The organism is Pseudomonas sp. TSRC2-2, assembly GCF_049897785.1.
Classification (GTDB): Bacteria; Pseudomonadota; Gammaproteobacteria; order Pseudomonadales; family Pseudomonadaceae; genus Aquipseudomonas.
The window spans coordinates 1-18,091 of sequence record NZ_JAFCWZ010000005.1 but is presented as its reverse complement, the minus strand read 5'-3'; the positions used below and the strand labels follow the sequence as shown (position 1 = coordinate 18,091).

Annotated in this window: 15 protein-coding genes, 4 tRNA genes and 1 pseudogene; 14 read left to right on the top strand and 6 right to left on the bottom strand. The window is 59.6% G+C overall.

The genetic code is table 11. From position 1 onward, the window contains the following. Nucleotides 1–52: 52 nt before the first annotated feature. The 5 genes from ACP7D9_RS11150 (at nt 53) to pyrF (ending at nt 4,561) form a co-directional block, all read left to right on the top strand. On the top strand, nt 53–859 hold the full coding sequence (locus ACP7D9_RS11150) for an alpha/beta fold hydrolase (RefSeq protein ID WP_101156121.1): 807 nt from the start codon (nt 53–55) through the stop codon (nt 857–859). Continuing rightward, nucleotides 856–1,710 carry an alpha/beta fold hydrolase gene (locus ACP7D9_RS11145; RefSeq protein ID WP_426157414.1) on the top strand — a complete coding sequence of 285 codons (855 nt, stop codon included), beginning with the start codon at nt 856–858 and terminating at the stop codon, nt 1,708–1,710. The genes ACP7D9_RS11150 and ACP7D9_RS11145 overlap by 4 nt, the downstream gene beginning before the upstream one ends. Nucleotides 1,711–1,825: 115 nt before the next feature. After that, on the top strand, nt 1,826–2,632 hold the full coding sequence (locus ACP7D9_RS11140) for a DUF4892 domain-containing protein (RefSeq protein WP_426157412.1): 807 nt from the start codon (nt 1,826–1,828) through the stop codon (nt 2,630–2,632). A gap of 69 nt (nt 2,633–2,701) precedes the next feature. Beyond that, nucleotides 2,702–3,742 (top strand): AI-2E family transporter, encoded by a 1,041-nt coding sequence (locus tag ACP7D9_RS11135; RefSeq protein ID WP_101156127.1) that lies wholly within the window; start codon nt 2,702–2,704, stop codon nt 3,740–3,742. 120 nt (nt 3,743–3,862) lie between these two features. Further along, complete coding sequence (gene pyrF, locus ACP7D9_RS11130; RefSeq protein ID WP_178081139.1) at nt 3,863–4,561, top strand: orotidine-5'-phosphate decarboxylase; 699 nt, start codon at nt 3,863–3,865, stop codon at nt 4,559–4,561. 75 nt (nt 4,562–4,636) lie between these two features. On the opposite strand, the gene ACP7D9_RS11125 is transcribed toward pyrF, so the two are convergent. Then, nucleotides 4,637–5,641: an NADP-dependent oxidoreductase gene (locus ACP7D9_RS11125; protein WP_101156131.1), complete on the bottom strand. Its 1,005-nt coding sequence runs from the start codon at nt 5,639–5,641 to the stop codon at nt 4,637–4,639. A 238-nt stretch (nt 5,642–5,879) separates the two neighbouring features. Here ACP7D9_RS11125 and ACP7D9_RS11120 point away from each other — a divergent pair, with 238 nt between their 5' ends. The 4 genes and pseudogenes from ACP7D9_RS11120 to ACP7D9_RS11105 all read left to right on the top strand — a co-directional run bounded on the left by ACP7D9_RS11120 (nt 5,880) and on the right by ACP7D9_RS11105 (nt 10,307). Further along, complete coding sequence (locus ACP7D9_RS11120) at nt 5,880–6,641, top strand: SDR family oxidoreductase (protein ID WP_426157409.1); 762 nt, start codon at nt 5,880–5,882, stop codon at nt 6,639–6,641. A 189-nt stretch (nt 6,642–6,830) separates the two neighbouring features. Next, nucleotides 6,831–8,231 (top strand): PLP-dependent aminotransferase family protein, encoded by a 1,401-nt coding sequence (locus tag ACP7D9_RS11115; RefSeq protein ID WP_426157407.1) that lies wholly within the window; start codon nt 6,831–6,833, stop codon nt 8,229–8,231. 108 nt (nt 8,232–8,339) lie between these two features. Continuing rightward, a pseudogene (locus tag ACP7D9_RS11110) lies at nt 8,340–9,443 on the top strand (HAMP domain-containing protein); the annotation flags it as partial. Continuing rightward, nucleotides 9,426–10,307: a methyl-accepting chemotaxis protein gene (locus tag ACP7D9_RS11105; RefSeq protein WP_397479760.1), complete on the top strand. Its 882-nt coding sequence runs from the start codon at nt 9,426–9,428 to the stop codon at nt 10,305–10,307. The pseudogene ACP7D9_RS11110 and the gene ACP7D9_RS11105, both read left to right, overlap by 18 nt. Before the next feature lie 425 nt (nt 10,308–10,732). On the opposite strand, the gene ACP7D9_RS11100 is transcribed toward ACP7D9_RS11105, so the two are convergent. Then, a complete protein-coding gene (locus ACP7D9_RS11100) occupies nt 10,733–11,491 on the bottom strand; it encodes a hypothetical protein (protein ID WP_178081140.1) in 759 nt (252 codons plus the stop codon). A gap of 383 nt (nt 11,492–11,874) precedes the next feature. Between ACP7D9_RS11100 and ACP7D9_RS11095 the strand changes: the two genes are divergently transcribed. From ACP7D9_RS11095 to ACP7D9_RS11080, 4 genes are all read left to right on the top strand, one after another. Beyond that, nucleotides 11,875–11,950: transfer RNA gene (locus ACP7D9_RS11095), tRNA-Glu, on the top strand. 2 nt (nt 11,951–11,952) lie between these two features. Beyond that, nucleotides 11,953–12,028 (top strand) — tRNA-Gly (locus ACP7D9_RS11090). A 104-nt stretch (nt 12,029–12,132) separates the two neighbouring features. Further along, nucleotides 12,133–12,208: transfer RNA gene (locus ACP7D9_RS11085), tRNA-Glu, on the top strand. Nucleotides 12,209–12,211: 3 nt separating this feature from the next. Continuing rightward, nucleotides 12,212–12,287: transfer RNA gene (locus tag ACP7D9_RS11080), tRNA-Gly, on the top strand. A gap of 136 nt (nt 12,288–12,423) precedes the next feature. Here the strand turns inward: ACP7D9_RS11080 and ACP7D9_RS11075 are convergent. From ACP7D9_RS11075 to ACP7D9_RS11060, 4 genes are all read right to left on the bottom strand, one after another. After that, a complete protein-coding gene (locus ACP7D9_RS11075) occupies nt 12,424–14,163 on the bottom strand; it encodes a dipeptidase (RefSeq protein ID WP_426157405.1) in 1,740 nt (579 codons plus the stop codon). 185 nt (nt 14,164–14,348) lie between these two features. Further along, nucleotides 14,349–14,987: a LysE family translocator gene (locus ACP7D9_RS11070; RefSeq protein WP_426157403.1), complete on the bottom strand. Its 639-nt coding sequence runs from the start codon at nt 14,985–14,987 to the stop codon at nt 14,349–14,351. 1 nt (nt 14,988) lies between these two features. Further along, nucleotides 14,989–15,759, bottom strand: coding sequence for a 2OG-Fe(II) oxygenase (locus ACP7D9_RS11065; protein ID WP_312999833.1), 771 nt, complete (start codon nt 15,757–15,759; stop codon nt 14,989–14,991). Between the two features lie 87 nt (nt 15,760–15,846). Further along, nucleotides 15,847–16,473: an alanyl-tRNA editing protein gene (locus ACP7D9_RS11060; protein WP_426157401.1), complete on the bottom strand. Its 627-nt coding sequence runs from the start codon at nt 16,471–16,473 to the stop codon at nt 15,847–15,849. A gap of 88 nt (nt 16,474–16,561) precedes the next feature. On the opposite strand from ACP7D9_RS11060, the gene ACP7D9_RS11055 reads away from it, so the two are divergent. Then, nucleotides 16,562–17,560, top strand: coding sequence for a LysR family transcriptional regulator (locus ACP7D9_RS11055; RefSeq protein WP_101156151.1), 999 nt, complete (start codon nt 16,562–16,564; stop codon nt 17,558–17,560). Nucleotides 17,561–18,091: the final 531 nt, after the last annotated feature.

Sequence of the window (18,091 nt, the reverse complement as noted above, 5' to 3'; positions counted from 1 at the left end):
CCGGGTCTTGCGGACAATCAACGCCACGTTCCCGCCCAGTGGATTTACCCGAATGTCGCAACCGATCTTTTTCGCCCACGCCAACGGCTTCCCCTCGGGAACCTATGGCAAGTTGTTCGCGGCGCTGGCGCCGGAGTATCGGGTCGCGCATCTGGAGCAGCACGCCCATGACCCGCGTTTTCCGGCGGACGACAATTGGTACAACCTCGTCGATGAACTGATCCATCACCTTGAGCAGCAGGAGCAGCCGGTGTGGGGCGTCGGCCATTCTTTTGGCGGCCTGCTGCATTTGCACGCGGCGTTGCGTTGTCCCGAGTTGTATCGCGGCGTGGTCATGCTCGACTCGCCAGTGCTGACCCGCACCGATCAGTGGGTGATTCGCGCGGCCAAGCGCTTTGGTTTCATCGACCGGCTGACCCCGGCCGGGCGCACCCTCGGGCGCCGTGAGGAATTCGCCGATCTCGACAGTGCGCGCAATTACTTTTCCGGCAAGACCCTGTTTCGCGGCTTCGATCCGGAATGCTTCGATGCCTACCTGCAACATGGTTTGCATCAGGTCGACGACAAGCTGCGCCTGCGTTTTGACCCGGCCACCGAAATCAGCATTTATCGCGGGGTGCCGCACACCAGCCCAGGGCGTACCCGTCAGTTGCAGGTGCCGCTGGCCATGGTGCGCGGGCACAAGAGCCGCGTGGTCATGCGTCATCACACACGTTTCGTCTCGCGGCTGCCGCAAGGCGAGGCGTTGAGCATGCCCGGCGGGCACATGTTCCCGCTGGAGCGCCCGCAGGACACGGCGCGGCTGCTCAAGAGCCTGTTCATGCGCTGGGAACAGCGCCAGAACAAGGATTGCGCATGAGCCCGACCTGCGAAGAAGTGCGGCTGAACCTGCCGCACATCGAGTTGGCCGCGCATCTTTTTGGCCCCGAGGACGGCTTGCCGGTGATCGCGTTGCACGGCTGGCTCGACAACGCCAACAGCTTTGCCCGGCTTGCACCCAAGCTCAACGGCTTGCGCATTGTTGCCCTGGACATGGCCGGCCACGGTCATTCCGGGCATCGGCCGAACGGCGCCGGTTATGCCCTCTGGGACTACGCTCATGACGTGCTGCAAGTCGCCGAACAACTTGGCTGGAAACGTTTCGGCCTGCTCGGACATTCGATGGGCGCGATCGTCTCCATGGTGCTGGCCGGTTCGCTGCCCGAGCGCATCAGTCATCTGGCGCTCATCGATGGAGTAATTCCTCCGACAGACAAAGGCGAAAACGCTGCCGAGCGCATGGGCATGGCTCTGCAGGCGCAGCTGGATCTGCGGGAAAAGCGCAAACCGGTTTACAGCACCCTCGACCGTGCCATCGAAGCACGGATGAAGGGGCTGGTGGCAGTCAGTCGCGAGGCCGCTGAACTGTTGGGCCAGCGCGGTTTGATGCCGGTGCCCGGCGGTTATACCTGGCGTACCGACAATCGCCTGACCTTGCCATCGCCGCTGCGCCTGACTGAAGAGCAGGCGATGGCGTTTGCCTCGCGCGTCAGTTGCCCGGCCCATCTGGTGGTCGCGGCGGATGGCATGTTGGCCAAACATCCTGCGCTGTTGGAGCGTTTGCCCTTCAGCCAGGAACAGTTGCCGGGCGGGCATCATCTGCACCTGAATGACGAGGCTGGCGCAGGTCTTGTAGCAGACTGTTTCAATCGCTTCTTCTCCATGCCTTGACTTGCTGCGGGCAACTGTCGAGGCTGGGCGGGTTGAAATGGGAGACAAACTCGATGGATTTCTATACCGCTGCGACCCCGACCCGCCCAGCCATGACCGTCCGGTGAGGCTGACTATGCGGTCACTCAGTCTCTTCGCGCTGTGCTGCTTCAGCTCCTTATCGTTTGCTGCCGATGTGCCGGGCAGCCATGACCTGCAAATCGTGCCGCGTCTGGCCGATGCGCAAATCGTCGACTATCGCCCGGTCGCCGAGCTGGAACGTATCTATCCGCTGGGCGCGATCCGCAAGATCAGCGGCCAATTGCGTTTCGACGGGCAGGTCACCGCCCGCGGCCAGACCACCTCGGTGACCTATGAGTTGCCGCCGGAACATTCCGCCACCGAAGCCTTCACCGCCGCCCGCGAAGCCTTGCAAAAGCAGGACGCCGAATTGCTGTTCTGGTGTCAGGCCCGTGACTGCGGCGAAAGCAGCCTGTGGGCCAACGAGGTGTTTGGCAACGCCAAGTTGTACGGTTCCGATGAGCAGCAGGCCTATCTGTTGCTCAGGCTGGCCGCGCCAAAGGACAACACTCTGGTGGCGCTTTACAGCATCACTCGCGGTAATCGCAAAGCCTATCTGCATGTCGAGCAATTCGAGGCGACTGCGCCATTGGGCGAGTTACTCCCGACCTCGGCGACCCTGCTGCGCCAGTTGAAAAGCACCGGCGAGCTGGATTTCCCGAAACTGGCGGATGAGCCGGATGCCACCTGGCTGCGCCTGATTTCCCGTGGCCTTAATCTCGACACAACCTTGCGGGTCACGGTTTCCGGGCCCAGGGCCGAAGCCTGGCGCCAGGCGCTGATCAGTCAGGGCGTGCGGGCAGCGCGGATGGAAATGGGCAGTCTCGAAGGCCCGGGCCTGCGCATTGATCTGTTGCGATAAGCTGTGCCGGGCGGGCACGAACACAGTGCTCGCCTACTCTTTCGCTGACTGACTTTGCCGGGACTTTCCATGCTCAATAACGATCGCCTGCTGGTGCAGATTCTGCTGCTGGTGTTGTTTGGTGCCAGCCTGTGGGTAATGGCGCCGTTCTGGTCGGCGCTGTTCTGGGGCGCGGTGCTGGCGTTCGCCAGCTGGCCGCTCATGCGTCTTCTGACCCGCTGGCTCAATGGCCGCGAATCGCTGGCCGCTTTGATCCTGACACTGGGCTGGATGTTGCTGGTGGCGGCGCCATTGGTGTGGTTGGGTCTCAACCTCGCCGATCATGTGCGCGATGCCACGGCCTTCATCAAGGACGTACAAGTCGACGGTTTGCCGGAAGCGCCCACCTGGCTTGGCAGCGTGCCTTTGGTTGGTGAGCGTCTGGTGGCGATGTGGGACAGCATCGATCAGCAGGGCGCGGCGTTGATGGTCTCGATCAAGCCTTATCTGGGGCAGGTCGGTAACTGGCTGCTGGCGCGCAGTGCGCAGATCGGCGGCGGGATTCTAGAACTGACGCTGAGCCTGGTCTTCGTGTTCTTTTTCTACCGTGACGGGCCGCGACTGGCCGCGTTCGTGCACAGTCTGCTGGAGCGCCTGATCGGCGATCGTGCCGGCTATTACATCGAGCTCGTGGCCGGAACTGTTCAACGTGTGGTCAACGGCGTGATCGGTACGGCGGCAGCGCAGGCGTTGCTGGCGTTGATCGGCTTCTTGATTGCCGGGGTGCCGGGGGCGCTGGTGTTGGGAATCGTCACGTTCCTGCTCAGTCTGATTCCGATGGGGCCACCGCTGGTGTGGGTGCCGGCCACGGCCTGGCTGGCGTGGAAGGGCGAGTACGGGATGGCGGTGTTTCTCGGGATCTGGGGGACGTTCATCATCAGCGGCGTCGACAACGTGCTCAAGCCTTATCTGATCAGCCGTGGCGGGAATCTGCCGTTGGTGATTGTGTTGCTTGGGGTGTTTGGCGGGTTGATTGCGTTTGGCTTTATCGGGTTGTTCATTGGGCCGACGTTGTTGGCGGTGGCTTATAGTTTGCTGACGGATTGGAGCAAGAGTCAGGCTCGGGCCTAGCGGCATTGTTTGAGTTGTGCAAGCAGATCCGTTGCTGCGGTTATGGCGGCGATGGCGTCCTGGCGGTCAATCAACTCTGCTACAATGCGCGCCGTTTTCGACCAGCCTGAGAGCCCATTCATGTCCGCCTGCCAGACTCCTATCATCGTCGCCCTGGATTTCCCTACCCGTGACGCCGCATTGAAGCTGGCCGACCAGTTGGACCCGAAGCTGTGCCGGGTCAAAGTGGGCAAGGAACTGTTCACCAGTTGCGCCGCGGAAATCGTCGGCACCCTGCGTGACAAGGGTTTTGAAGTTTTTCTGGATCTGAAATTCCACGACATTCCCAACACCACCGCAATGGCCGTGAAAGCCGCTGCCGAAATGGGCGTGTGGATGGTCAACGTGCACTGCTCCGGTGGCCTGCGCATGATGGCCGCCTGCCGTGAAGAGCTGGACAAGCGCAGTGGTCCGCAACCGTTGCTGATCGGCGTGACCGTGCTGACCAGCATGGAGCGCGCGGACCTGGCGGGTATCGGTCTGGATATCGAGCCGCAGGAACAAGTGCTGCGTCTGGCGGCACTGGCCGAGAAGGCCGGGATGGACGGTCTGGTGTGTTCGGCGCTGGAAGCATCGGCGCTGAAAGCCGCGCACCCGTCGCTGCAACTGGTCACCCCGGGGATTCGCCCGGCGGGCAGCGCGCAGGACGATCAACGCCGCATTCTGACCCCGCGTCAGGCGCTGGATGCCGGTTCCGATTATCTGGTGATCGGCCGCCCGATCAGCCAGGCGGCAGATCCGGCGCAGGCGTTGGCCGCGGTTGTAGCCGAAATCGCCTGAAAGATCGCAGCGTTCCGCAGCTTCTACAGCGTTATGCGAACAGCTGTAGGCGCTGCGGAACGCTGCGATCCTGCCTTAAACCTTCAACACCAACTTGCCAAAGTTCTCGCCGTTGAACAGTTTCATCAGGGTTTCCGGAAACGTCTCCAGCCCTTCGACTACATCTTCCTTGCTTGTAAGCTGCCCATTGGCCATCCAGCCAGCCATCTCCTGCGCGGCGCTGGCGAATTGCGCGGCGTAGTCCATTACCACGAAACCTTCCATGCGTGCACGGTTGACCAGCAGTGACAGGTAGTTGGCCGGACCTTTGACTGCCTCTTTGTTGTTGTACTGGCTGATCGCGCCGCAGATGACCACTCGCGCCTTCATGTTCAAGCGGCTCAGCACCGCGTCGAGAATGTCGCCGCCGACGTTGTCGAAGTACACGTCCACGCCTTTCGGGCATTCGCGCTTGAGGCCGGCGACAACGTCTTCAGCCTTGTAATCGATGGCGCCGTCAAAGCCCAACTCATCGATGAGGAATTTGCACTTGTCGGCGCCACCGGCAATGCCGACGACGCGGCAGCCTTTGATCTTGGCGATCTGCCCGGCGACGCTGCCCACCGCACCTGCCGCGCCGGACAGCACCACGGTGTCACCGGCTTTCGGTGCGCCGACATCGAGCAGGGCGAAATAGGCGGTCATGCCGGTCATGCCCAGTGCAGACAGGTAACGCGGCAATGGTGCGAGTTTCGGGTCGACCTTGTAGAAACCGCGCGGCTCGCCGAGGAAATAATCCTGCACACCGAGGGCACCGTTGACGTAATCGCCCACGGCAAACCCGGGATTGTTCGAGGCGATGACTTTCCCCACGCCCAGTGCGCGCATGACTTCACCGATCCCGACCGGCGGGATGTAGGACTTGCCTTCGTTCATCCAGCCACGCATGGCCGGATCGAGGGACAAGTATTCGTTCTTCACCAGAATCTGTCCCGACTGTGGCTCGCCGACCGGTACTTCCTGGTAAGTGAAGGTCTCGCGGGTTGCGGCGCCTACCGGGCGTTTGGCGAGCAGGAACTGGCGATTGGTCTGGTTGGTCATGACAGGCACTCGAACGGAATGAAGCCTTGTTGATAGCCCTTCAGGGCCGATGCCGCAAGGTTGGCTGATGCGGCGAATGCAGCTCGATCCAGTGCAGTGATGGTCGTTGGTGGGGTTACATCACCGCCATGCATGGACAAGTAAACAGCGATTGGATAGTGCTGACACGCTGCCACCGCAGCTGGCTATGCTGCAACGCCAATATCCCCCCAGCTTGTTTGCCTTCGAGGACACACCCATGAGCATGACGTTTTCCGGTCAGGTGGCTGTAATCACGGGAGCCGCACACGGCATCGGCCGTGCAACTGCCCTCGCGTTTGCCGCTGAAGGCCTGAAAGTGGTAGTGGCTGACCTGGATGCGGCAGGTGGCGAAGGCACAGTGGCGCTGATTCGTACAGCTGGAGGCGAAGCGTCCTTCGTACGCTGTGACGTAACGCTGGAAAGCGATATAAAAAATCTGATGGACGAGGTGATCAATACCTACGGTCGTCTTGACTATGCCTTCAACAACGCCGGGATTGAAATCGAGAAGGGCAAACTCGCCGACGGTTCGCTGGACGAATTCGACGCGATCATGGGCGTCAACGTCAAAGGCGTCTGGCTGTGCATGAAGTATCAGCTGCCGTTGCTGCTGGCACAGGGCGGTGGAGCGATCGTCAATACGGCATCGGTAGCCGGGTTGGGCGCGGCACCGAAAATGAGTATCTACGCGGCGTCGAAACACGCGGTGATCGGCCTGACCAAATCGGCGGCGATCGAATACGCTAAGAAGAAAATCCGCGTCAACGCGGTGTGCCCGGCGGTGATCGATACGGACATGTTCCGCCGTGCCTATGAAGCCGATCCGAAGAAGGGCGAATTCGCCAACGCCATGCACCCGGTCGGGCGCATCGGCAAGGTCGAAGAAATCGCCAGTGCCGTGTTGTATCTGTGCAGCGACGGTGCAGCATTTACCACGGGACATTCGCTGGCGGTGGATGGCGGCGTGACCGCGTTCTGACCGTTGCTGTTATACAAAGAACCGCCTGCGTGCGGTTTTTTTGTGCCTCGCTGTTTGTCCCCGTGAAGACCGTTCAACAATGTGTATCAAATAGTTAGAACTGGTGCATTTGGCGGCGTTGTCGCACAGCCTCGGCGGCGCGGCTGTGATTTACTGCTGCCAGCAAAACGGACAGGAGTTTGCGTGCTCATGGAACTGAGAATTGACCGACAGGCAATGGTGCCGGTCGTGCAGCAGATTGTCGACGGAATGACTGACTGGATCGTTCAAAGCGGTATCCCTCCGGCCACGCGATTGCCCTCCGTTCGGCAAATCGCACGGGGTAATCTGCTCAGCCAGTCGTGCGTCGTCGAAGCCTGCGAACGCCTGGTTTCGCAAGGTGTGTTGACTTCACGTCAGGGGGCCGGATTCATCGTCGCGGCCTCGCCGACGTTGCTCGAAGCGGACTCGGAATCGCCAGTATTCGAGGGGCGCCATGCATGGCGTGATGAGGTGAGCGACTCCAGGGGGCGCTTGATATTGGGGCAGGGTGGCTTGCCGCCGAGCTGGCGTGAGCCCGACGACCTAACTTACGCGTTACGCGAGGTGGCGCGCACCGACATGGCCAGTCTGTTCAACTACAGCTCGCCGCTGGGCCTGCCAGCGTTGCGCGAGCAAATTGCCAAGCGCCTCAAGCTGATGAATATCGATGCCTGCAGTACCCGGCTCATGAGCACCAGTGGTGCCAGTCATGCGCTGGATCTGATCGTGCGCACCTTGTTCAGGGCGGGCGATTGCGTAGTGGTGGAAACGCCCGGATATGCACCGTTGTTTGACCTGTTGCGCCTGCACGGCGTACGCATGCTCGAAGTGCGGCGTACACCGAGCGGGCCGGACATCGACATGCTCGAATCGCTGCTGCGTCAGTTTCGTCCCGGCGCCTTGTTCATCGGCAGCCATCACCACAATCCCACTGGCAGTTGTCTCACGCCCGCCGTGGCTCAGCGCATCGTGCAGTTGAGCAAGACTTACGAGCTGCACGTGATCGAAGATGATGTCTACGCTGATTTGCACACCGGCAGCGGCACGCGGCTGGCGGCGCTGGACCATGAGGGCCGGGTCATCTACGTAGGCAGTTTTTCCAAGACACTGAGCAGTTCGTTGCGGGTCGGTTTCGTCCTGGCTGACAGCCAACTGCTGACACGTCTGGCCGAGGTCAAGATGGTCAGCGGCCTCGGCTGTTCCAGATTGGCCGAGGCGGTGCTGGCCAGGCTGATGGCGACTGGCGCGTACCGCAAACTGGTGCAGCGTCAGCGCCAACGCTTGAATGCTGATCGCGCGGCGGCCTTGCAGGCTCTGGAAGATGCCGAGTGGGAAGTGTTCGGCAAGCCGGTTGGCGGGCTGTTCATCTGGGCGCGCGCCCGGTTGGGCGATCAGGCATCGGTACGCAGGCAGGCGCAGCGTTGCGGGCTGGAGTTGTCGGCAGCGGATGCATTCAGTCCCAGTGGTGAGTCCGGTGACTGGCAGCGCATCAATGTGGCCTGTGCCTGTGACCCACGTGCCCGGCAGTTTTTTCGCAATACGTGCGTGGATCGACCTCCAGCATTCTGAAAACGACGCTGGCGTAGCTTTTTGCCATTATTCCGATGCCTGAGACTTGTGCTGGTTCGAGCCCGTTGCGAATCTCCATCCACAGACTTTGGCAGGGGGCTACGCGCAATGATTTCGGCCGTGCAGGGACGTTTTGCCAACCTCGGTATGGCGAAAAAACTGGGTATCGGATTTGTGCTGGTCTTGTTGCTGACTGCATTGGTTGCGGCGATCGGCGTCTGGTCCCTGCAAGCCATCAGTCTGCGTTTCGAGGGTTTGAAGCAGATGTCCGCGCTCAACAGCGGCCTGCTGAAGGTGCGCCTGCTCGAGCAAGAGTACGCCCTGCGCGGCAACCCGAAAACAGCCGATGCCTTGCGCGAAGGCGTTGATGAACTGGTCGTGCTCGCCGGGCAGCTCAAGGCGCAAGCGCCGGCCAATGGGCCGGTGATGAGCGATGTCGAGCAAGCGCTGGGCGCATATCGCAAGGCGTTCGATCAGTTCGTCTCGCTGAGCCAGGCCAAGGATCTCGCCCTGGAAATGGCGAGTTGGTCGGTGTCCAGCGTGGCCAATAACCTCGACGTGTTGCAGGCCGGGCTCGCGGATGATGGCGCCTATACGTTGAAAGACACCGAGGGCAAGGACGGCGCCCAGTTCATCGAGCAGGCGAATCAGGTCAGTCAGGTCGCGCGGCTGATGCTGCAGGCGATGAACGAAGCGCGGGTGCGCCTGGATCAGAGCCGCAAGGGAGATGCCGACAATGCCGGTCAGGGCAACATCGAGCAGGCCGCACAGGCACAGGAGCAGGCCGAAGCGCTTAAAACCACGGTCAAGGACGAGGGCTATCTGACCGTGCTCAATGAAGTGTCGGGGCACATCGCCGGGTTCAACGAAAAACTCGCCGAATACACCGGCCTGCTGGCTCAGGAAAAAACCGTCTACGACCAACTGCATGAGCGTGCCGCGCAGGTAGTGGATCGAGTGAATCAGGCTTACGTCGCCGAAGACGCTTCGATGCAGGCCGAGCTGAAAAAGAATTCGCTGTTGATCATTGGCTCTTCGGCGCTGGCGCTGTTGGTCGGATTACTCGCCGCATGGGTGATCACGCGCCTGATCGTGGCGCCGTTGCGCAGCGTGATTCGTGTGGCGCAGCAGATTGCCGCGGGTGATCTGACGGCGAAGGTCGAGGTGACGCGCCGCGATGAAATGGGTCAGTTGATGCTGGCGATGCAGCAAATGGCTGTCGGCCTTGGCACGATTGTCAGTGGCTTGCAGGCCGGGATCGAGCGCTTGGCCGGTTCCGCGCAATCTTTGTCGGCGGTGACCGAGCAGACCAACCTGGAGGTCAACAGTCAGAAGGAAGAAACCGAGCAGGTCGCCACCGCGATGAACCAGATGACCGCCACCGTGCATGATGTTGCGCGCAATGCCGAAGAGGCGGCGCTGGCGGCGCAGACGGCGGATGACAAGGTCGAGAGCGGTCAGCAGGTGGTACGCCAGAGCATGGCGCGGATCGAGCAGTTGGCGGATTCGGCGACCTCGGCCAGTTCCAGCATCGAGAGCCTCAGCGCCGAGATTCAGAATATCGGCACGGTGCTGGAAGTGATCAAGAGCGTGGCCGAGCAGACCAATCTGTTGGCGCTGAACGCGGCAATCGAAGCGGCGCGGGCCGGGGAGCAGGGGAGGGGATTTGCGGTGGTGGCCGATGAGGTGCGTGCGCTGGCGCGGCGTACCCAGCAATCGACCGAGGAGATCGAGCGTCTGGTCAGCGCCTTGCGGGCGGCGGCGCAGTCGTCGGTGCAGCAGATCCGCAGCAGTGGCGAACTGGTAAAACTGGCGGTCAGCGATGCGTTGCAGACCGAGAGTGCGCTGGGGAGCATTGCGGCGGCGGTGTCGTTGATTCAACAGATGAATCAGCAGATTGCGGCGGCGGCCGAGCAACAGAGTTCGGTGGCGGAGGAGATCAATCGCAGTGTGACGCAGATTCGCGCGAGTGCGGATCATTCTTCGCTGGCGATGCGCGGGAATGCGGCTTCGAGTGTTGAGCTGGCGCAGTTGGGCGGGGAGTTGCGCTCGATGGTTGGGCATTTTCGGCTTTGAGCCTTGGGGCGGTTCCGCTCTCACAGCGGGTCACTTTTTCAAACGCCGGAATGCCGGCCCAGCAAAAAGTAACCAAAAGGCTGCGCCCTGACGTTCTGCCCGCTCGCTGGCGCTCGGGGTTCCTTCGCTCCGGGACTGATCCGGGCGCAGCGGCTCCGGTTTGCTTCGCTGCACCTCCTTGCGTGTGTACGACTGCGTCGTAAGGTCGCTCAATCCCTCCACTAAGCCTGCCGACGGGCGCCAGGATCAAAAGCGGTCCTCGAGCTAACGCTCATCGTGTGTAGGAGCTGCCGAAGGCTGCGATCTTTTGCTTTTGCTTTTCTGTGCGAGCCTGCTCGCAAAAGCGGTCTTCAATTCACATCCTCTTCCAAGTCGCCCACAAAAAAGCCACCAATAAGGTGGCTTCTCTCCCCAGCATTCGCGCCTCAGTCGTAAATAACTTTCTTCTTCCAGTCCGCATCCGCTTCGACATCCTTCAAACCGGCGGTCAATTGGTTTTCGTCCCCTTCAACCGGGGCAATCTTGTCCATGACCTGGGCATTGGCTCGGGCGAGCAGTTTTTCCAGATACTGCAATTGCTCCGCGTACATCTGTGGGTCCTGCTGTTTGCGCAGATATTGCACGCCACGTTCGAAGGCGAGGCGGGCCTGGCCGGGCTGGTTTTGTTGCAGGGACTGTTGGCCGAGGTTGTTGAAGAACTCGATGTGCAGCAGCACAAGGATGTGGCGCACTTCGCGGATCCACTGCTTGGCTTCGTTCGGTGGCAGGAAGCCGTCGTGCGCGGCGCGAGTGATCTGGCCGTGCAGGGCTTCGAGGAGGAAGCGCACATCTTTGGCCTTGGCTTCGGTCAGGATCGGCGCGGGCGGGTTGTTCACCGGGATCGATTCGCCTTGGGCGACCAAGGCGCTGAGTTCGGTGATGCGGGCCTTGGTGGTTGCGCTGGTCTTTTCCAGATTGAGCAGACGCTGGCACACGTTGAGTTCCAGGCGTGTCAGCAGTAGCTTGAGTGCCGGAGTCATGAACTGGCCGGGGAAGGTTTCGGTCAGTTCGCCGCAGCGGCGCAGGCGGTCGTTGAGTTCGACTTTGGTGCGGGCCTTCTCCAGTTTGTTGTTTTCCACCACATGGTTCATGTAGCCAATGGCGATCAGAATTGCGATCCCGGCTACGACTAGCAGGGTGATCATGAGTGGTGTCACCGGTAAGACCTCTTTATAGGGTTCGCATGCGAGTGTAGTGGCTGGGCATTTAGGCGCCTAGCGCCGCTCGACGGGTTTGATCGGCTGCTGCAATCTGTATCGGCCGCCAGCTGTATAGATGAATGCTGGCGCTTGATGTGCAGATTGCCATCACTGTGCGGTGACTATAACGTCTTGGCGAGTGGCGGAATATAGGCGTCAGGTTTCGGACGACGGAAAAGACCTGCCCGACGCTTAATCGAGGTCGAAGTCATTGATTTAAATAAATTTATATCAGGGGGTTGACGACCTCTCAATCCATCCATAGAATGCGCGCCACTTGCAGCGTAAAGCACACAGCGAAACGCGGCAGGGAGTGAATGTTGTAGTGTGTCCCCTTCGTCTAGTGGCCTAGGACACCGCCCTTTCACGGCGGTAACAGGGGTTCGAGTCCCCTAGGGGACGCCAATGCGGGAATAGCTCAGTTGGTAGAGCACGACCTTGCCAAGGTCGGGGTCGCGAGTTCGAGTCTCGTTTCCCGCTCCAATTTTAAACAGCAGTGCTTTCGGGCGGTGCTGAGTGAAACCAGAACCAAGTCTTCGGATGCGGATCTGGACACCGAAACACACACCATGTGTTCCGGGTAGCGTGTCCCCTTCGTCTAGTGGCCTAGGACACCGCCCTTTCACGGCGGTAACAGGGGTTCGAGTCCCCTAGGGGACGCCATTTGCGGGAATAGCTCAGTTGGTAGAGCACGACCTTGCCAAGGTCGGGGTCGCGAGTTCGAGTCTCGTTTCCCGCTCCAATTTCACAAAAACGCCGATCAGCGATGATCGGCGTTTTTGTTTGTGCGCGTTTTATAGGGGCGATAAAAAAGAACCTTTTCACAGGTCCTTTTTTATCTCGATCCCGGTCATCGGTGACCAAACTCAGGCGCTGCATTACAGTTTCGGCAGTTGCCCGACACGCCCCATCATTTCCGTGACGATCTGCAGATCCAGCAGGAACTGCTCGACGGTCTTGAATTCGCCGTCGGTATGGCCGGTGTATTTGGCCTCAGGCCGCGCCAGGCCGAATTGCACGCCGTTCGGCAATTCGTGAACCGAAGTCGCACCAGCGGATGTACCGAATTCAGACTTCATGCCGAGGTTTTCGCTGGCCACGGCGAGCAGCGCCTTGACCCACTCACCCTCGGGATTGCGATACATCGGTTCGGCCACCGAATAGTCGAATGCCACCGCAACGTGAGCCTTTTTGCTCCATGCATCCAGTTTCTCAGCGATCTCAGCTTTGAGCTTTTCAGGCGACTTGCCCTTCGGAACCCGCAAGTTCACTGCCAGTTTGAAGGTTTTGTCGTCCTCACCGACATAGGTCAGCGAGGTGGTCAGTGGTCCCATGAACGAGTCGGAGAAGCCCACGCCAAGTTTTTTGCCGAGATAATCCAGGCCCCAGTTGTCATCGGCGTAACGCGCGGCATCGGTGAACTGGTTGTGCTTGAGCGGGACTTTGCCGTCCAGGCTGTTGATGAAGCTCAGCATCCGCGCAACCGGGTTGACGCCGGATTCTGGTTCGGAAGAGTGCGCAGAAACCCCCGTGACGGTGAGTTTCACGCCTTTGCCATCAACCTTTGCCGCAACTTCAAAGTCGCCGCCGTTGGCTTTGGCGTAGGCGTCGCCGGCTTTTTGCAAACTGGCGGCGAGCTCGGCAGGCTTGTCGGTTGTCAGCGTGACCACCGAAGCCGATGGAATCTGGTTGGTCGCTTTGCCGCCGGTCATCGAAATGATTTCTGCACCGTTGCCCTCGGCTTTGCGTTTGGCGAAGTTGGCCATGACGGTGCCGTAGCCTTTTTCAGCAATTACCACTGGATAACCGCCGTCCAGCGCCATGTTGTAGTTCGGCGTCGGGTTGCGTTCGAAGTAATAAGGAATGGCATCGCCGCTGGTTTCTTCGGTGGTGTCGACCAGCAACTTGAAGTTTCGCGCCAATGGCAGCTTCTCGTCTTTGATCACTTTCATGGCGTACAGGGCGACGACGATGGCGTTCTTGTCATCCTCGGTGCCGCGCCCGTACATCCGATCGCCAATCAGCGTGACCTTGAACGGGTCGAGCTTGGTGCCGTCTTTCAATACCCAGTTTTCCGGAGTTACTGGCACCACATCGGCGTGTGCATGAATGCCAACGACTTCGTCGCCTTTGCCGTCCAGAGAGATTTCATAGACGCGGTTATCGACATTGCGGAATTTCAAACCGAAGGATTCAGCAAGTTTCTGAATCTCGCCGGCAATCTTGATGAATTCCGGGTTGTCATGTTGTTCAACGCCATCCTTGCGGAAGCTCGGGATTTCGACGAGCTGACGCAGGGTTTCCAGTGCAGACTTGCCATATTTCACGCGGGTGTAAATGCCCAGCAGACGGTGAATTTCGTTCTGCTGTTCATCGTTCAAGGCCTTGTTGTCGAGGAAGGCGCTGATGGACGGGGTGAGGTTATCTGCATTGGCCACGTCGCTTTTTGCCAGGCTACCGAGGAAGCTGCGGAAATCCGTCAAGCTCTTGCCGTCGAAGGATTTCAGGATCGCCGCGCTTTGCTCGGCAGTGATGTTGGCTTGTGCGGCGCTGGTAAACGCGGTGAGGCTGGCCATGACGAGCGTGGCAGCGGCCAGTTTTTTCAGGGAAAAGACCATGGAACAGGCATTCCTTTGCTAGAGATTGGGAAAATAGTCTGACGCTTGCGGCAGAAACATTTTGCAACCTACCACCATGAGCAGGTGAAGAGGGAGTCACAAACTTGATCTGTCGCACAGAAATGCAAAAGAGGCGCACACATGAAAAAGTCCCGGCAGCTGATGCCGGGACTTTTTTGTGTGAGTTACATCGACAGCATCAGGCGTCCGGCAAACAGAATCAGGATCACGCCCATGCTGCGTTCGAACCAGTGTCCGAGGCGCATGAACAGCAGGCGCACTTTGTTGCTGGAAAAAAACACCGCGACAATAACGAACCACAGCGCATTGACGAAGCACATCCACAATCCATACAACGCCTGGACCTGCAGCGGTGTGCTGGCGCTGATGATCGTGGTGAAAATCGCCAGGAAAAACAGCGTGGCCTTGGGGTTGGTCGCATTGGTCAGAAAACCGGTGCCGAACGCCTTGAACAACGACTGCTCGATCAGCGGCTCTTCAGCGTTTTTCTCGCTATTGACGCTGCTCTTCGGTTTGCTGCGAATCAGGCTGACGCCCAGATAAAGGATGTATGCACCGCCGACAACCTTAGCCACAGTCAGCAGCCAAGGCGTGGTATGCATCAGGGCGCCGACGCCCAGCAGGGTGTACAGCACATGTACGGAAATGCCCGCGCCGATGCCCAGCGCGGTGCAGATTCCGACGAGGCGGCCGAAGCGCACACTCTGACGGATGGTCACGGCGAAGTCCGGGCCGGGTGCGACCACGGCGAGGAAGTGGATGGTGGCCAATGCGAGAAATTCGCCGAGGTAGTTGGAAAGCATGTCAGCTCCAGAACGTCAGGGGGGAAGCATTGCCGCGATAACCGACAAAGAACGACAGGCTCAAACGCGGGTCTGCTACGCCCGGAGTGACCGAGTGCATACGGCGCGAATTGAACATGATGAAATCGCCCGGCTGCGGCCGCACTTCAAGCGCCGGCGGCCCCAGCAGCGAAGGTTCGATGCCATAACTGTCGCCGCGCATTTCGTCGAATTGATCCGGGGTGATGTGGTCATTCCACATCTGCAAGGCGCCACCCTCGGTGGGCATGTTCAGGTAGACGTTGCAGGCAAATTGCGCTTCCAGACTGCGCGCCTGAAAACTGTCCGGGGCGTCCTTGGCGAAGATGTCGTGGTGGGCGAGAAAGCACACGCCGGGCTTGACCACTCGCGACAAGCCGACATACATCTTGCGCCCGTAGAGGTTTTCCAGATGCGCGCCGGCGGGCCAGGATTCGTCGAGGATGCAGCGCAGGGTGTCGATCGGTGAGGAGTAGGGCGCGCAGCGCTGGCGTAATTCATCGATATTGCGGGCGGCGCGTTCGAAGTAATCCTCGATCAGCAGCGGCTGATTTTCCGCTTCGTAAAAGGCCATGCCGATGCGGCCGATACTCGGCGCGTTGATGTAGCCTTCAAAACCTGGAGCAAGAATCTTGTCTCCGATCTCGATCGCCAGCGGCTCGGGCAAAAAGCGTTTGACGCGGATGGCGAGGACTTCTTCGTTGGCCAGTTTTTTTATGCACGTCTCATCGAGACGCTCGACGTCTAGCATCATTTTTTAGGTCCATCTATCGATAGTCAACGGAACCGGCGAATGCGGTTCCCGGCTGTGGACGCTGCGCGATGGCATCGTCCGAAATGCTCAACCCACGCTGTAGTGGACGGACAGCGTGCCTTTCTTCTGCGAAAGCGACGCGATCGTGACTGTGCCTAAATCCTTCAGGCTACGTACATGGGTGCCACCGCAGCCATAGGCCGGCAGTTCACCAAAACTGATTTCCCGTGCGCCCTCGCGCAGTGAAGTCAGGCGCGGCAGATCGTGTTCGATCCACTGCTCGATGCCGGTTTGTACGGTTGGCGCATCGACTTCTTCAGCGCCATCGCCCGGCTTGAATTGCACCCGACCTTCGTCCGGCCAGTGGTGCGCCTTGATCGGCACCCAGCCCATGGCTTGAATGAAATGACCGATCAGATGCCCAGCCGAATGCATGCGGGTATTGAAGCGGCGGCGCTCTTCATCGACACGGATGACGGTCATGCCAAGCGGGACCGGGCGGTCGACGAAATGAACAATGCGCTCCGGTTCCTGCACCACGCGCGACACCCGGCTTTCACCGATCCAGCCGGTGTCGCAGGGCTGGCCGCCACCCTGCGGGTGAAACAGGGTAGCGCGCAGCACTACGGCGAATTCGTTCTCGCAGGGTGTGCAGTCGAGGACTTCGACATTCGCCTTGAGATCATCACTGTGAAAAAACAGGCGAAGCGTCATATTCCATGCCCTGATGAAGTTCTGTTTTTATTATATGAATCGTGCAATAACGTGATAATCCATTCGAACATCAAAGGACTTGTGCGTTGTGAGCATCAATCTTCCGCTGCCTCTGCTGGGTGAAATGGCGATTTTCGTCAAGGTTGTCGAGACCGGCAGCTTCTCTGAAGCGGCCCGGCAGATGGGGTCGTCACCCTCGGCGATCAGCCGCAGCATTTCGCGTCTGGAGAAAGCCTTGGCCACACGCTTGCTGCAACGCACCACGCGCAAATTGCGCTTGAGCGATGGTGGTGAAGAGGTGTTCAAGCGTTGCCAGGAAATGGTCAGTGCGGCCAGGTCGGTGATGGAAATCAGTGGTCAGTTCACCCACGAAGCGGAGGGGCTGGTGCGGGTCAGCGTGCCGAAAGCGGTGGGGCGCTTTGTGATTCATCCGCACATGCCGGAGTTTCTTCGCCGCTATCCCAAGGTTGATGTCGAGTTGTTGCTGGAGGATCGTCAGGTCGATTTGATCGATGATCATGTCGATCTCGCGATTCGCATCACCGATCGTCCGCCGGCCGGTCTGGTCGGCCGGCAGTTGCTGACGATCGATCATATGCTCTGCGCGACGCCGCAATATCTGGCCGAACATGGCACGCCGACACATCCTCACGATTTGCTCAATCACAGTTGTATTTATCTGGGTGAAACGCCGAGCGATGCGCGCTGGAAATTCAAGCAGGGCAGCAAGGCGGTGACCGTCGGTGTGCGCGGGCGCTATGCCGCCAATCACACCGGTGTGCGGCTAGGGGCGGTGTTGCAGCACATCGGAATAGGCAGCCTGCCGTATTTCACCGCGCGTTATGCGTTGGAGCAGCAGCTGATTGTGCAGGTGCTGCCGGAGTGGACGTTTCTTGCTTCCTATCATGGTGGGTTGTGGTTGCTGCATTCGCCGACGCGCTATCTGCCGCCGAAGTTGCGGGTGTTTATTGATTATCTGGTGGAGTGTTTGCAGAAGGAACCGACGTTGGGTCGGCCCGGGAAGTCGGTGGGCGGGAGCAATGTGGCTGTAGCGTATGAGCTGCCGGAGAGTGAGGGGTTGCTTTGAGGTTGTTTTAGGGGCTTGGCGGCCTTGGGGCGGACCAGGTTCTTGGGGTTTTGGGTGAATATCCGTTGCTGCGGTAACGGCTGTTTCGGGTTTCGCCCTTACGGCGACTTACTTTTTTACAAACGCCCGGAATGCCGGCCCAGTAAAAAAGTCAGCAAAAAACGCTAGCTCCTACGTTCGGCCCGCTCGCTGGGGCTCGGGGTACCTTCGCTCCGGGACTGATCCGGGCGCAGCGGCTACGGTTTGCTGCGCTGCACCTCCTTGCGCTGTGTCTGGCTGCGCCAGACGGTCGCTGCGCTCCCACGCCCGGAACAATCCCGCCACTCAGCCTTCCGACATCGCTGGCACGGCAAGATCAAAAGCGGTACTCGAGCTAACGCTCATTGTGTTGAGTGGTGAGGGGCTTTTGATTTGTCTAGTCCTGAAATAGGTTTACACCTGTTTCAGTTTCAAAACGCCCGATGCACCGCATCGGGCGTTTTGTATTTCAGGGACAAATGAGGTCGCTTACGGTTATAGATTTCTATCGAT

Excerpts from the sequence above, each read along its gene's own strand:
- ACP7D9_RS11105 (WP_397479760.1), top strand. The coding sequence starts at position 9,426 with ATGCTGGCGATGCAGCAAATGGCTGTCGGCCTTGGCACGATTGTCAGT.
- ACP7D9_RS11120 (WP_426157409.1), top strand. The coding sequence starts at position 5,880 with ATGAGCATGACGTTTTCCGGTCAGGTGGCTGTAATCACGGGAGCCGCA.
- pyrF (WP_178081139.1), top strand. The coding sequence starts at position 3,863 with ATGTCCGCCTGCCAGACTCCTATCATCGTCGCCCTGGATTTCCCTACC.
- ACP7D9_RS11140 (WP_426157412.1), top strand. The coding sequence starts at position 1,826 with ATGCGGTCACTCAGTCTCTTCGCGCTGTGCTGCTTCAGCTCCTTATCG.
- ACP7D9_RS11065 (WP_312999833.1), bottom strand. The coding sequence starts at position 15,759 with ATGATGCTAGACGTCGAGCGTCTCGATGAGACGTGCATAAAAAAACTG.
- ACP7D9_RS11125 (WP_101156131.1), bottom strand. The coding sequence starts at position 5,641 with ATGACCAACCAGACCAATCGCCAGTTCCTGCTCGCCAAACGCCCGGTA.
- ACP7D9_RS11075 (WP_426157405.1), bottom strand. The coding sequence starts at position 14,163 with ATGGTCTTTTCCCTGAAAAAACTGGCCGCTGCCACGCTCGTCATGGCC.
- ACP7D9_RS11145 (WP_426157414.1), top strand. The coding sequence starts at position 856 with ATGAGCCCGACCTGCGAAGAAGTGCGGCTGAACCTGCCGCACATCGAG.
- ACP7D9_RS11115 (WP_426157407.1), top strand. The coding sequence starts at position 6,831 with ATGGAACTGAGAATTGACCGACAGGCAATGGTGCCGGTCGTGCAGCAG.
- ACP7D9_RS11060 (WP_426157401.1), bottom strand. The coding sequence starts at position 16,473 with ATGACGCTTCGCCTGTTTTTTCACAGTGATGATCTCAAGGCGAATGTC.
- ACP7D9_RS11150 (WP_101156121.1), top strand. The coding sequence starts at position 53 with ATGTCGCAACCGATCTTTTTCGCCCACGCCAACGGCTTCCCCTCGGGA.
- ACP7D9_RS11135 (WP_101156127.1), top strand. The coding sequence starts at position 2,702 with ATGCTCAATAACGATCGCCTGCTGGTGCAGATTCTGCTGCTGGTGTTG.
- ACP7D9_RS11070 (WP_426157403.1), bottom strand. The coding sequence starts at position 14,987 with ATGCTTTCCAACTACCTCGGCGAATTTCTCGCATTGGCCACCATCCAC.
- ACP7D9_RS11100 (WP_178081140.1), bottom strand. The coding sequence starts at position 11,491 with ATGATCACCCTGCTAGTCGTAGCCGGGATCGCAATTCTGATCGCCATT.